Here is a 13,385-nt window from a genome sequence, read left to right as displayed (position 1 = left end):
TGGGCATGGGTCCGCTCAGGCGAGCTGGTATTCGGGGGACGCCGCGATTCTCGAGACGACGTCGCGCGCGGCCGCGGCCTCGTCATTCCCCCCCGGATCCGCGGTGAGCCGACCGACGATCGCTGGGCTGAAGGCGTCCTGCGCCAACAGCGCCACGAAGTGGCGAGCGGTCTCCCGGCCCGGCTTCGCCCCGGCGCGCCCGGCCAGCGCGAGGGGGTCGCAGCGGCCGCCGATGAGCTTGTCGACGGGAGAGAGCAGGGCGAGGGCGAAGTTGGCTCGGGCCAGCATGGTCGACGTGTCGACCCAGGCGGGACCTCCCTCCCAGCCCGCGACGCTCGGCGGCGTGAACAGCGATTGCCCCATCAAGGCGCAGGCATCGGCCAGGGCGTCGACGCCCACCGTGGGCCTGAAGATTTCCAGCGAACGGACCAGGCCGACGGCATATTCCACCGGCGACTTCACCCTCCGCCGACGCATGGCGGTGTCGTGGAACAGGGTTGACGCCAGGATCATTCGCAGCGGGACGGCGACCTGGTAGCCCGAGTCGCGGAAGGCCGCCGCGAGGGGCTCGATGAGCGCCTCGGAGGGCGGGTCGACCTCGCTGACGAAGGCGCGGAAGAGCTTGCCGCAGACGAACGAGGCGCAGGCGGGCCGGCCCAGCAAGATCGACGGGATGTCGTCGCCGTCGAACGTGCCAGTCTTGCCCAGGAGCGTCTTGGGTTGGTCGTCGTGCTCGGCGACGACGGTGCGGAAGGCATCGCGCACGACGAACCAGCCCGTGAACGCGCGGGCGGCCTCGCGGATGTCGAGCTCGGTGTACTGGCCCCGGCCCAGGGCGAACAGTTCCATCACCTCGCGGGCATAGTTCTCGTTGGGGCGGGCCTTGCGGTTGGCGGAGGCGTCGAGCCAGAGGAGCATCGCCGGGTCGCGGCCGATGCGGGTGAGCAGTGCGCCGAAGTCTCCCAGGGCGTGCTCGCGGAAGAGGTCGTTCTGGCGTTGCATCAAGACGGGGTTGCGCACCTTCTCGTTGGAGGTGGCGAAGTGGTTGTGCCAGAAGAGGGTCATCCGCTCGCGGAGCGGGTGCGGCGTGTGGATCATCCGGTAGAGCCATGCGCCTCGGATCCGGCCGACGTCCGATGACGCGGCGAGTTGCGAGCCCATGGTGTCCATGGCGACGGCGAACTCGGCGGCCGTCGAGCCGTCGGCGGCAATCTCCTCGCCTGCGAAGAGGCGGTCGAGCGCCTCGTCGGGCCCGGCGGCGAGGTCGCGTTGCAGCAGGTGCCAGGGAGGGCAGAAACCCGCCCGGCGATGCAGGTGGCTCACTGCGGCCAGGTCCCAGGGTGCCTCGGTGTTCGGGCGGTATGGGGCCCAGGCACGCGCCGGATCGCGGAGGAGAGGAGACTCGGTCATCGAACAGGCCCTCGGATGGGTGTGCCTCGAATCGCCCGCGACCGGCGCAGCGTTTGGCCCGGTTACTTCGTCGCCTCGCCCAGGTTGAATCGGGCCTGGAAGTGGACCTCGTCCGGGGTGTCGACGGCGGTCAGACGCCCCTTGCCCAGCAGGCGGAGGAGGGTCTCGAGCAAGGCGATCTCGGTCTTCGCCTTGTCGCGATCATTGCCCTTCTCCAGCATGTTGTTGGAGATCATCCGTTCGCGGTTCAGGGCCACCAGATTGGCCAGGGCCGCGCCGTCGGCCTCGATGGCGAGGGTGGCGTCCTCGGCCTTGAGGGGTTGCTTCAACTGCGCGACGAGGTCGCGGGCCAGGCCCAGGGTCGAGCTGATGACGAGGTGGTCGCCCACCTGCACCATCGACGGGCTGAAGTTGTACCGAGTGCTCACCGGGCCTGCCGGCGCGGCGCCGGCCTTGGCCCGCGGGGCGATGTACTTCGAAGTGGCGATGACGAACCCGTCGACCGTCTCCGACCCGAGGTCGAGCGGGGGCGACTTCGACTGCGCCGCATCCAGGTTCAGCAGGCCGATGAACGACTGGAACGCGACCTTCAACTGCGTGGGCAGGTCCTCATCCTCGGGCTTCAGATCGGCAACTAGTGCGAACGCGGGAAGCTTCAGGTCGGGCATGCGCTTCAGCTTGGCCGTGTCTTGCGTGGCGACGACCAGGCGCCAGTCGGCCTTCAACGCCCCGAGCAATTCGGCGAAGTCTCGGCCGCCCAGGAACTGGCCTGCGGGTGTGTCCAGCGCGGCAAGGCCCGCGACGGCCTCGGGCGGGAGAAGTTGCTCGCGAACATCCCAGAGGCCCGAAAGGTCGCGCCAGAGACTCAGGCTGGCGACCGTCCCGGGGGGCCGGACCAGTCCGGGCGCCCCCTGGCCCTTGCCGGGAAGGAAGCGGGCGATGGGCGCGGGATAGCCCCCGGCGGGCGTGGGCAGGTCGACGCTCGCCGACAGCGCCTTCTCGGTCCAGTTGAGCGAGGCACCCAGCCAGTCGGCCTTGCGGAGGGCGTCGAGCCAGGCCCCGAAGAGGATGACCGGGCCGGGCTCAACGTTCTCGGGGATCTTGAACTTGGCCGGGTCGATTGCGCGAAGCTTGTCCAGGCGGACCAGGCCCCAAGCCAGGGCGTCTCCGGGCGTGGCCTTTTTACGGGCCGACCAGGTCTTGTCCTCGGCCAGGCTCCCGCGAGGATGATCCAGCGAGCGGTCGATGAGGGATTTCAAGGCCTCGGGCCCGTTGGCGACGACAAGCCGGCCCCCGACGATCGCGTGCGCCTCCTGCGGCGAGAGGCTGAAGCCGACGATTTCCCGGTGCTTGATCTCGGCGACCGGATCGGGCTTTCCCTTTTCGGAGGCGTCCTTGCGGGCCAGTTCCAGCAGGGTGGCGTGCGCCCGATCGAGGAATTTGGCGTCGCGAGGGGTGATGATCAGGGCGACGCGAGGCTTGCCGTCGGGGGCCTCCAGGGCGAGCACCGCCCCGCCGCCGGCCAGGTCCCTCAGGCCCTCGTCCCAGGTGGTGTCCAGGGTCGCCGAGAGGAACGCGACCAGGGCTCGCAAGTCCCGCACCTGCGGGCTCTTGAGTTGACGGGCGAGGTCGGGGATTGACCCGACCACCGCCGCGGTCCTCGGGTCTCGTGCGCGGTCGATGAGGTCTCCGGGGCGCCTCAGCTCGACGAAGGCGACGGCATCTCCGGCGATCCATTCGGCCGGCTCGTCCGCCATCACCCGGGCGGCACCGGGCAGGGCCAGCGTCGCGGCGAGTGCGAGCCCGGCCAGCGGTCGCCTGAAGTCTCGGAACGGGGGACGCGCAGGGGCATCGGCCATCGGTTTCGCTCCCGAAGGGGTTTGGCTCGAAGGTCTTGGATGATCCTTGGGTTCGTCCGGGGATACTCTCCGCGGTCCCTCAAGGTTTCAGCGAAGCCTCATGGACCCGCAGCCCGCCTTGCCCGATGGGCCGGGCGCGATAAGATTCAGGCGTCGTCTCGTGCCGCGCCCGGCAGCCTCACGTCTCCCCAGCTTCGATGCGGCGGCCCGATGAAAGCTGAACTCGTCCCGGAAAATGGCGATGCACCGATCCCGATCCTCAAGGATCTCACGGTCATCGGCCGCCGGGAGTTCTGCGATGTCTTCGTCGATCACCCGAGTTTATCCAAGCGCCACTGCGTCGTGGTGAAGACCGACGGCCTGCTCATCGTCCGCGACCTTGCCAGCACCAACGGCACCAAGGTCAAGGGACAACGCATCCGCTGGGCGGCCCTACTGCCCGAGGACCGCCTGAGCTTCGGGCTCTACAAGGTTCGCGTCTACCTCGGGCCCGACCACCTGCCGAGCCCCTCCGAGCTGCGGAGCAGGGCCGATGGGGTGAAAGACATCGACCGAACCCCAATCGCGTCCGAGCGGCCGAAGGCCTCCGCGGCGCCATCGCCAATCAGCCAGCCGTCCGCCTGGTCTCAGGGCGATGACCTGTCGAGGTTCGCGTCGCCCTCTCCGCTGGAAATCCCGATCGTCTCGTCGGCCGTCAGCGACAAGGCGGAAGAGGACAATGAGGCCGGGTGGCGGGGACTTTTGGGCAAGAAGGACGACGAGATCCGGATCGACCTGGATTGATCGATCCGCCGGGGTTCCCTTCGAAATGCGACGCGGACGACCGCCCCCCTTCGCGGCCCGCTGGGCCGTCCGGGGAAGGGTCGTCCGGGTCGTTGTGGTCTGGGGGTGCAGCCGCAGCGAAGGGTCGCCCGCCGCGTTCGGGCGGCTGACCCGCCCTCCTCACGTCGGCCGATGGGCCCGGCGTGAGGAGGGCGAGTCGTGGCCTCAGCCTTCCACGCGCGGCCGTCGGAGGCCACGCTGCAAGGGGGGGGGGACCAGGTTTTCCAGCTGGCGGGCGTCCTGGGGTTCCAGTCGGCTGGCCGCCTTGTTCTCGCGCTGGATGGCCTCGTACACCTCCTGGCGGTGCACGCTGATCTCGATCGGGGCGGCAATCCCCAGTCGGACCTTGTCTCCCCGGATATCCACCACCGTGATGACGATGTCATCGCCGATGATGATGCTCTCGTCGCGATGTCGTGACAGGACAAGCATGGATGGCTCCTTCCTCCTACCAGCGAGACCCGTGACCATCCGTGATCACGTTGCCCGGGCTCTCGGTTTTGGGTCGCACGTAGCGGCTCGGGATGGGACGCTCGCCCTGGTCGTCCCGGCTCCCGGTTAGCCCGTCGCCCGCAAGGGCGTCGGCGCCGGCAGCACGGTCGTCGCGGTCGCCTGGTGTGTGTCCAGCGGATACCGGACCGCGTAGCGGCTGGAGGTCAACACCATCTGCCGGCCGAGCCGACGGGCGAGGTTGAAGACCAGCGGCCCCTGGAGGTTGACCGTGAGGCCTCCCCCGTCGCCGCGGTTCAGGATCAGATAGACCAGGGCCGCACGCTCGTCTTCAAGCTCCAGCGCCGTCCGGTCGCCCGGCCGGAGCTCGACCCGGTAGTCGCTGATCGCCAGAGGCGGGGCGACCAGCCCGAAGGCCAGCTCTGCCGCGGTCACGCTCTGTAACCACGTCAGGCCCGAGACCACCGGGTCCGGGAGCAGGAAAAATTGACTGAAGGTGCGGAACCCGACCAGGCCTTCGGGGATTCGGATCAAGTCCGACTCCGAAGCATGGACCAGGCCGAAGCGGGTCGTGACGATGTTCACTTCCTGTTCCCTCCTCCTGGGGCGCCTGGGCGGCTTGAAGCCGCCCGAACTCCGCCGCGAGCCCCGGAGCCAACCCTTCGACGCCGACCGAGCCGGAAAATCCGACGCAACCGACGAACTCAGGGCCGGCCAAGGGTCCCGGCCGCGTCCCTTGACGCATCCCGCGGACTCACCCCGCCCCACCTTTCGGATCCTACCGAAATGAAGAGGCGGGTTTGACCGCCGTATCTATCGTCGGGCTGAGAGCGTAAACCGCACGCCCCGAGCGCCGAAATCAAGGCCAGGCGGGCTATTGAGCCGCCTACGCCGGTCGGTCCGCTCGTAACGCCTCGACCCCCGAAATCAGGCCCCGGCCGGTTCTCATTCCATCATCCGGCGTGACACGGCCGGGGCACGACGATCAGGCCGGATCGGCGGCCACCGTCAGGGTCGGCGGATCGCTGAAATCGCGCCAGATCCGCTCGTCGAGAACCGGGTCGGGGTGGCCGTCGTGGATCAGGATCCGGTAGCGGAAGACCGTCGGCGCGTCGGCCCTAATCACAACCCTGGCATCGTGGTTGGGCGTGTAGCTGAAGAAGGGGAGGGTGGTCGGGTGGATCCTCGCCACCGTCGGGTGATTCGTGTTGCCGGGGTGGTCGCAGATCATCGCGCCGGCGTAGGGCATCGAGCCCCCCTCGACCGGCCCCGTCAGGTCGACCCAGCGTGCCGGCTTCTGATCGCCGTCGACCCGGTGGTGCCCCTCGCTCGTCAGGACGTCGAGCGGCCCCTTCTCGAAGGTCTCGGCCCCCCGGTAGGCCATCCCGCCGTAGCGATAGGGGAGCAACTCCAGGGGCGTCGCCTCGGCCCGCTGGGTCGAGGTCAGGTCGAACAGCCAGTACTTCGCGCCCGGGATGTCGTGGGCCTCGACGTCCCAGGTCTCGCGCAGGACCACGCCGCCTCCGGCTTCCCAGCGATGCCTTGTGCGGAACATCGCCGAGACGGGGCCGACGGCGTGGGTGGTCAGCCCCTCGCTGACGATCCGCCCGCTACCGTTCTGGAAGTTCCAGAAGTCGGGGTGAAGCGACCCCACCTGCGTCTTGGTGTGCGCCAGGAAGAACCCTCGATGGTGCGGGTGCAGCCTTGAGAAATCGCCCGTGACCAGCGCCCCGGACGGGCTGAACGCCGGGTGGATGTAGGCGTCTCGCCGCAGGATCGACGCGTGGTTGGGGTGGCCCGCCGGCACCGCGTTGTACCGGAAGACCGAACGCTCGCGGTTCTTCAGCTCCCAGATCCCCGGCGACCGCTCGTCGATCGACCAGGGAGAGGTTGACCGCGTGACCTCGGCCGAGGCCAGCCGATAGCGTCGGCCGGTTCGAGCCGGGGTCGCCCCTTCCAGCAGGAACGAGACCGACACGTTCGCCTCGTCCTCACCGGAAAACTCCGCCTGCGCGGCCATGTCGCCCTCGTCGCCGTCCCGCGTCAGCCTCAACGTCTGCGGGCCCAGCTTCAAGGCCGCCAGCACCGGAGGGGCGAAACGATCGGCCGGAATGACAACCGCGACGGGCGTGTCGAGGCGGTCGAAGTCCCCGGCCTTCACTTCGACCGAGAGTGCCCCGGCGTGGGCATCCAGGCTGCCAGCCAACGCGAGTGTCAACGCGAGCACGCTCGGAGCGATCATCGGGGGCTCTCCCGGGCCGTCGACGCCCGGGTTCCCCGGCCCACGCCCGATGCGTGGCATCGAAGGATCTCGGACTCGGCGATTGTTCCACGATCGACGGGCCGCCGCGAGGACCAATCGCGGGATGGCTCCTCGAATCGCACGAGAGTCCGCCCCCCGTTCAATGCGCCTGAACGAGTTCGTCGGGCGTCGGCCCGACACCCCGGAACCGATCGGGAGGGGAATTCTGACGCAACTCATTCCAGGCGGTCAGGATCGGACCGTATTCGCCGCGAACGATCTCGAACGGCCGGTCGTAGAGTACCTCCCCATCCTTCATCATTCGCAAGGTATGCCAGCCGGGTGCCAGCTCGCGGACGATCGGCGAGTCCACCTGGGTGTCGACCCGGTAATGGCTGTCGTCGAGGAAGACGTCCACCTCGGCCTCGGTCACATGGATGACCGTCTCCCCGCCGGGTGGCACCGACCGCTCGGCGACCTGCCAGAGGATGACTCCGCCGAGCAGCAGGGCCCCCGCGGCGCGCACGCCGGCCGAGATCAGCTTGTAGCTCATCTGTGCGACTCCTCAGAGAATTCGGGCTGCGGGACGATCGATGCGGGACCACGCGGTCCGCATCCGGAAAAAACTCGAGACCCGGCGCGCACCGTCCACCCGGACGCCCTCAAACGAGGCTGCGTCCTTCAAGGTGGGCTTACGTGAAGGCGAAGCTCAACGGGCCCCGCCAAGGACCAGCTCACCCAGGTTGCCGGCGTCCAGCACCTTCATCCCCTTCCACCTGGGCCCCCAGTAAATCCAGTCGTAGTCGGGCTGGACCTTCGTCCCCGGCGGAACGATCGTGCCCGGGGCAACGTCCTTGTCCACGACGGCCAGGTCGAAGCCGATCGACTTGCCGGGCACCAGCTCGGTCGGCCGGTCGGGGTAGCGATCGAAGACCTGGATGGCCCACTCATAGGTGGTCACGAGCCCCTTGCGGCGGAAGGCGGCTTTCGACTTCGTCTTGTCCAGGTCACCGGCGAGAAGAATCGGGTTGGTCTTGTAAGGCGTGCCGTAGATCCGGCCCCGGCCCGGGATCGAGATATACTGATGGACGGGAACCTCGGAAAGGTTGCTGGTCTTGAACCAGGGCGATTCCGGCATCTCGATCTTCCGGTCTTGCCGCAGCCCATCGACGTAAACCTCGGCGGCGTCGGTGTCCCTGTCGCTGCTGTTGCCGACGATCAGCACGTCGTCCCTGACGACCATCGCCACATAGAGCATCTGTTCCTCACGGCTGTAGCCGACCGAGAACCAGGCGGCCAGGTCGTTTTCATCCTTCGGGGCCGTCCGCTCGGGGATCTCCGCCCCGGCCAGCGCGTCGGAGAACCGCTTGAGGATGGGGTGGAACTCGATGTCGTCGGGCCAGTCCTCAAGCTCGCCGTCGACCGCGATCGCCCCCATCGGGTTGGCCAGGACGCTCGGATTCCTGGGCGGTCGCTTCGGATCGACGGGCGGTTTCGCCGCATTCGGCAGTCCCGCGACCGGGGCTGCCTTGATCACGGCTTCCGGCTCAACCCGAGGATTCGCACGGGGCGGGGGGACGAAGTCGGGCGACTTGGGCTCGGGGGACTCCGCCGCGGGAGGGTTCCGAGACTGCCCCAGATACCCGGCCGCCCCCGGGACGGTCATCGAGGCGAGGCCGATCCCGACGAGGACGGCGGTCAGCTTGAGCCAGGCGGCCGTCGTGGACAGTGCCGTCCCGTTGGCCAGCGCCGCGACCGTCGAGGAGGCCGCCCCAGCGGCGACCGCCTTGCCGGCTCCCGACAGCATCGCGGCCCGGACCGTGGAGTCGACCAGGGACGTGGGGACCGCTGCCAGAGTCTCGCGGGCCGTCGAGGCGACGGCAATCGCCGCCGCCGGAACCACCAGCCCACGCCTGGCGAGCCGGGCACGCAGCAGGTTCCTGGCCTTGCAGAGCCGGCCCCGGACCGTGCCCGAAGGCCACCCGAGGTGCGCCGCGGCCTGCTCCTGGCTCAGCCCTTCGATGTAGCAGAGGACAATCGGCTCGCGATACTTCTCCGGCAGCTTACGGATCTCCTCGTCGAGCGCCGATCGATCGACGTGCGAGTCCCCCGCGCCTTCCTGCCGCATCCGGTCGATCATCAGGGCCGCCCTGCGTTCGTGCGTCCTCCGCCTTGCCAGCGCGACCTTCGCCCTGGACGAGACCCTGTGCGAGACCCCGAACAGCCAACCCGCGACCGACGATCGGTCCCTGACCGAGGAGGCGCCGCGGGCGAGCACCAGGAACGTCGCCTGGAACGCATCCTGGGCGTCGTGCTCATCCTTCAAGACGCCCCGACAAACCCGCAAAACCATCGGCCCGTGCCGCCGCACCAAGGTGGTGAAGGCCGCCTCCGAGTCGTGCCCCTCGCTCCCTTTGAAGCAATCGAGGAGCTGGGCATCGGTCCAATCGCCCACGCGTCCGAGGCCGAACAGGGCCTGCAAGTCCCGAGATCCGCTGGCCAACCTCGACGACATCCGCTCGCCCCCCGCCGTTCCGCATCATTCTTCCGGGAGTAGTGCCCCGACCGGGCTCAGTTGCTACACCTTTTTCTCGGGAAGACTGGAACGTGCTTCGCCGGGTTTTCCTAACTCTTGCTTGAGTGAGGGGATATGCGGTGCAAACGGAGATCAACCGAGCGAAAAGACGCGACCGGTGAGGGCCAGGCCTTCAATACATGCCATCCTCGGACACGACATGCCATCCTCGGACACGGCCTCTCCCCCGGCGATCGTCGCCATGGCCTCAATCATCTCGGGCGCGATCGTCGCGCTGACGAACCGGACGGAGCCGTCGGCAAACGCCACGTTGGCCCCATTCTTGTGGGGGCCACCGAAGGGCCTCCCCACGCCAATATAGGGGCGTTGGGCCGGTACCACGGCGCGGATCGTCGAATGCCCGCCGGACATCCAGCTTCCGAGATCGAGGTCCGTCTCCGCCACTAACAGCGTGTTCGAGGTCCCGTCCCGGATGTCCGAGATCTTGGTGACCCGGCTGTACCCGAAGATCCCTGCGCGAGGATGGCCAGACTCCAGAGTCGCGGCGTCGGCGCCAACTCCGGCGATCCCCACATAGGATGTCGTCGGGAAGCCCTTGGCCGTCGTAACCGTCTCTGCGGCGCTGCATGTAAGGATCATGATCCGGGTCTTGGCAATCTCCGCATTCGGCGGCAAATCCCAGGGCGTGGATCGATCATAGGCCTGTTCCAGGTCTTCGTGATACAGAAACTCAAGACACTGGGAGATCCAACTCGTGCCCCGCTCGGGCGGCAGGCCGTCGAGTAATACTCCGCGTGGAAATTCTCCTCGCTCATTCGCGTACCCCACCGCACCGAGAGCAACCTGCCGGATGTTGGTGGCGCACGACCTCTGCCTCCCGTTCCTATGACGAGGGGGCTGGAGAAGAACGGGGAGGAAAAAGAGTAAAAGAAGGCCAAAGACGAGAAGCGGCCATCGCTCAGCGATTCGAAAGCGGCCCATGAATCGAACTCCCTTCTCGAGCCACGCCTCAGGCTAGCGGGTACTCCTCTTCTGGACGCGAAAACCGGGAGGCAATCCCGCAATCGGGCCCGCTCACGAGCGGTAGTTCTCTTCCAGACCCCAGAGGCGTTGGAGCTTGGCGTCGCGCTTGCCTTGCTCGTAGCGGTAGATGCCGATCTCTTCGATGGTCTCGCCGGCGGTGGGCTGGTAGGCCTCGCGGCGTTCTTCGGCCTCACGGAAGACGGGGCCGAGGTGGTCGGAGCAGGCGTGGGCGTAGGTTTTCAGCTCGGTGAAGCGGCCGTCGCTCCAGGGGGCCGCGATCTTGTAGGTGGCGGCCTCCCGGCAGTCGGGCATCGTACACCGGACGATCGTCGGCGGCATGGGCGGGACCTCGACGGACGTCGCGAGATGGGGGTCCTGGATTGGATCCATCATAACGCGGCGCGACGAGGCCCGGTCAACCGAATTGGACGCGGAATGCGCAGCTTGGGCGGCCGATTGTCCGCGCGAGGCGCCCGGCGATCAGCGGTGGAACTGGTACGCCGGATTGGCCGGGTCGAAGTCCAGGTCGGTCAGCGTCACGTCGAAGTTCAGGGCCTCATACGCATACCGCTCGGCCAGCGGCGTCTCGTCCCCCTTGCCGGGGGCCGGCCAGTCATAATTGCTGATCGAGAGCGGGATCCGGGTCTCGGGGTCGTACAGGATCTCGACCCGCGCGAACAGGCGGTCGGGCGTCCTCGCGTGGTGCAGGTGGACCGAGCGCGGCCAGTCGCGGCCGTCGGGGCCGGGCACACGGTCGAGGATGGTCTCGGCCTCGGGCTGGATCAGGTCGAGCTTGCGGTAGGCGATCAGGCGTTCGGTCAGGTTCAGCAGGCCGGCGTCGGTGACCGGGTGCCGGCTGTCGGCCAGCGCGATCGGGCTGTCGGGCGCCACGGCCAGCCTGGGGACGAGGAAACGGGCAAGGCCGACACCGTGGGCCAGCACCTTGCCGTCTCGATGACCCTCGGCATAGACCACTTCCTTGCCGGGGGTCGGGTTGAGGAACTTGAAGTAGACGGCGAACGGCCGGTTCCGGGCCTTCATCTCCATCACCTGGTCCTCGCCCAGCTTGCCCTTGATCCGCTCACGCTTGTGGAAGATGGCGGTATAACCCGCCTCGCCGCGCAGCCGTTCGCCCACGGCGAGAACCGTGTCCATCAGGATCCGCTTGGCGTCGAGGCCCGCGAGCCGTTGGTCCGGCCATTCGGGCAGGGACCGGGAAGCGGCGGGCTCGGGGGAGGGAACGGCCGCCGAGGGCAGGGCGGTGGCCGGGGTTTCGGCCGTCGCTGGCACTCGCTCGTGCAGCGGTTCGGTGAAATACCAGCTGGCCGCGACGACGCAGACGGAGAATGCCGCCAGGGCTCCCCCCGCAATCCGCAGGGCCTTGGCGAGTCGGCGCCAGGCCGAGATCGGTTCCGACATGAGAAGGGCGACTCCCTCGAAGCGTACGCCCGGCCGGCCGATGCGGGCTCCGCCCCCAGTCCGGGCCGAGAGAGTTTGGTCGATCCTGCCCACGGAGTCAACGCAGGCCGAGTCCGGGGCGTCTTGAGGTCCGAGGGGCACGAGACTAGGATGGAGCGGCGTCCCCCCGCGCCCGACGGTCCAATCGACGCATCGGACACAATCCTGCCGCCGCCGGCAGGTTCCTCCCTCGACGCCGGCCCCGCCCATCCCTTCCCGAGAGGTTGACCCGACCATGACCCAGATCGAATCCGCGAGGCTTGGCCGGATCACCCCCGAGATGGAGGCCGTCGCCGCCCGCGAAGACCTGAGCCCCGAGTTGGTTTGCGCCGAGGTCGCTCGCGGACGGATGGTCATCCCCGCCAACATCAACCACCTGGCACGCGGGCTCGAGCCGATGGGCATCGGCATCGCCGCCAAGTGCAAGATCAACGCTAATATCGGCAACTCGGCCGTCACCAGCGACATCGCCAACGAGCTGGCCAAGCTCAAGATGGCCGTCGACCTCGGCTCAGACACCGTCATGGACCTGTCCACCGGCGGCAACATCGACGCCATCCGCGACGCCATCATCGGCGCCAGCAAGGTCCCCGTCGGCACCGTCCCGATCTACCAGGCCATTCAGGGGATCAAGAAAGTCGAGGACCTCACCGAGCAGAACCTCCTCGACATGGTCGAGCACCAGGCCAAGCAGGGGGTCGACTACATGACCCTCCACGCCGGCGTCTTGCGCGACCACATCCCCCTGACCGCCCACCGTGTCACCGGCATCGTCTCCAGGGGTGGGGCCTTGATGGGCCAGTGGATGATCTCGCACAAGAAAGAGAACCCGATCTACACCCGGTTCGACGACTTCTGCGACATCATGAAGCAGTACGACGTCACCTGGAGCCTGGGAGACGGCCTCCGTCCCGGCTCGATCGCCGACGCCTCCGACGCCGCCCAGTTCGCTGAGCTCAAGACCCTGGGCGAGCTGACCCTGCGTGCCCGCGCCCGCGGCTGTCAGGTGATGGTGGAAGGCCCCGGCCACCTGCCGCTCGACCACATCGCCATGAACATGCAGAAGCAGGCCGTCGAGTGCGACGAGGCCCCCTTCTACGTGCTGGGACCGCTGGTCACCGACATCGCCCCCGGCTACGACCACATCACCTCGGCCATCGGCGCCGCCATGGCCGGCTGGCACGGGGCCAGCATGCTCTGCTACGTGACCCCGAAGGAGCACCTGGGCCTGCCCGAGGTGGAGGACGTCCGCCAGGGGGTCGTCGCCTACAAGATCGCCGCGCACGCCGCCGACCTCGCCCGCCACCGCAAAGGCGCCCGAGACCGCGACGACGCCCTCTCAAGGGCCCGCTACTCCTTCGACTGGAAAGAGCAGTTCCGCCTCTCGCTCGACCCCGAAACCGCCCAGCGCATGCACGACGAGACCCTCCCCCAGGAGGCCTTCAAGTCGGCCGCCTTCTGCAGCATGTGCGGACCCAAGTTCTGCTCGATGAGGATCACCGAGGACCTTCGCAAATACGCCGCCGAGGCCTCCAGCCTCGTCGTCCTCGAACCCGTCGCCGCCGGCCGCTAACAAACCCGGTCC

Annotated in this window: 12 protein-coding genes; 2 read left to right on the top strand and 10 right to left on the bottom strand. The window is 68.1% G+C overall.

Annotated elements, in window-relative coordinates; translation table 11 throughout:
* Nucleotides 1-15: 15 nt before the first annotated feature.
* On the bottom strand, nt 16-1,410 hold the full coding sequence (locus tag EP7_RS03195) for a DUF1800 domain-containing protein (protein ID WP_463526136.1): 1,395 nt from the start codon (nt 1,408-1,410) through the stop codon (nt 16-18).
* 62 nt (nt 1,411-1,472) lie between these two features.
* Nucleotides 1,473-3,269, bottom strand: a complete 1,797-nt coding sequence (locus EP7_RS03190) for a hypothetical protein (protein WP_463526135.1) — start codon at nt 3,267-3,269, stop codon at nt 1,473-1,475.
* Between the two features lie 210 nt (nt 3,270-3,479).
* Between EP7_RS03190 and EP7_RS03185 the strand changes: the two genes are divergently transcribed.
* Nucleotides 3,480-4,052 (top strand): FHA domain-containing protein, encoded by a 573-nt coding sequence (locus EP7_RS03185; RefSeq protein WP_463526134.1) that lies wholly within the window; start codon nt 3,480-3,482, stop codon nt 4,050-4,052.
* Between the two features lie 204 nt (nt 4,053-4,256).
* Here the strand turns inward: EP7_RS03185 and csrA are convergent, their stop codons facing one another.
* The 8 genes from csrA to EP7_RS03145 form a co-directional block, all read right to left on the bottom strand.
* On the bottom strand, nt 4,257-4,523 hold the full coding sequence (gene csrA, locus EP7_RS03180; RefSeq protein WP_463526133.1) for a carbon storage regulator CsrA: 267 nt from the start codon (nt 4,521-4,523) through the stop codon (nt 4,257-4,259).
* A gap of 126 nt (nt 4,524-4,649) precedes the next feature.
* Nucleotides 4,650-5,126 (bottom strand): flagellar assembly protein FliW, encoded by a 477-nt coding sequence (gene fliW, locus EP7_RS03175; protein WP_463526132.1) that lies wholly within the window; start codon nt 5,124-5,126, stop codon nt 4,650-4,652.
* A gap of 400 nt (nt 5,127-5,526) precedes the next feature.
* Entirely contained in the window at nt 5,527-6,783 is a 1,257-nt protein-coding gene (locus tag EP7_RS03170) for a DUF6807 domain-containing protein (RefSeq protein ID WP_463526131.1), read from the bottom strand.
* Between the two features lie 160 nt (nt 6,784-6,943).
* The gene (locus EP7_RS03165; protein ID WP_463526130.1) at nt 6,944-7,336 is read right to left on the bottom strand and encodes a hypothetical protein; all 393 of its coding nucleotides are present in this window, start codon (nt 7,334-7,336) and stop codon (nt 6,944-6,946) included.
* A gap of 156 nt (nt 7,337-7,492) precedes the next feature.
* Complete coding sequence (locus EP7_RS03160) at nt 7,493-9,298, bottom strand: RNA polymerase sigma factor (RefSeq protein ID WP_463526129.1); 1,806 nt, start codon at nt 9,296-9,298, stop codon at nt 7,493-7,495.
* 153 nt (nt 9,299-9,451) lie between these two features.
* Nucleotides 9,452-10,300: a DUF1559 family PulG-like putative transporter gene (locus EP7_RS03155; RefSeq protein ID WP_463526128.1), complete on the bottom strand. Its 849-nt coding sequence runs from the start codon at nt 10,298-10,300 to the stop codon at nt 9,452-9,454.
* A gap of 93 nt (nt 10,301-10,393) precedes the next feature.
* Entirely contained in the window at nt 10,394-10,681 is a 288-nt protein-coding gene (locus tag EP7_RS03150) for a hypothetical protein (RefSeq protein ID WP_463526127.1), read from the bottom strand.
* Between the two features lie 141 nt (nt 10,682-10,822).
* A complete protein-coding gene (locus tag EP7_RS03145) occupies nt 10,823-11,761 on the bottom strand; it encodes a DUF1571 domain-containing protein (protein WP_463526126.1) in 939 nt (312 codons plus the stop codon).
* A gap of 274 nt (nt 11,762-12,035) precedes the next feature.
* Between EP7_RS03145 and thiC the strand changes: the two genes are divergently transcribed.
* On the top strand, nt 12,036-13,373 hold the full coding sequence (thiC, locus tag EP7_RS03140; RefSeq protein WP_463526125.1) for a phosphomethylpyrimidine synthase ThiC: 1,338 nt from the start codon (nt 12,036-12,038) through the stop codon (nt 13,371-13,373).
* Nucleotides 13,374-13,385 lie beyond the last annotated feature (12 nt).

It is taken from the genome of Isosphaeraceae bacterium EP7, assembly GCA_038400315.1.
Classification (GTDB): Bacteria; Planctomycetota; Planctomycetia; order Isosphaerales; family Isosphaeraceae; genus EP7.
Note: the sequence above shows the minus strand (reverse complement) of the source record. Positions and strands in the feature narration are given on the sequence as shown.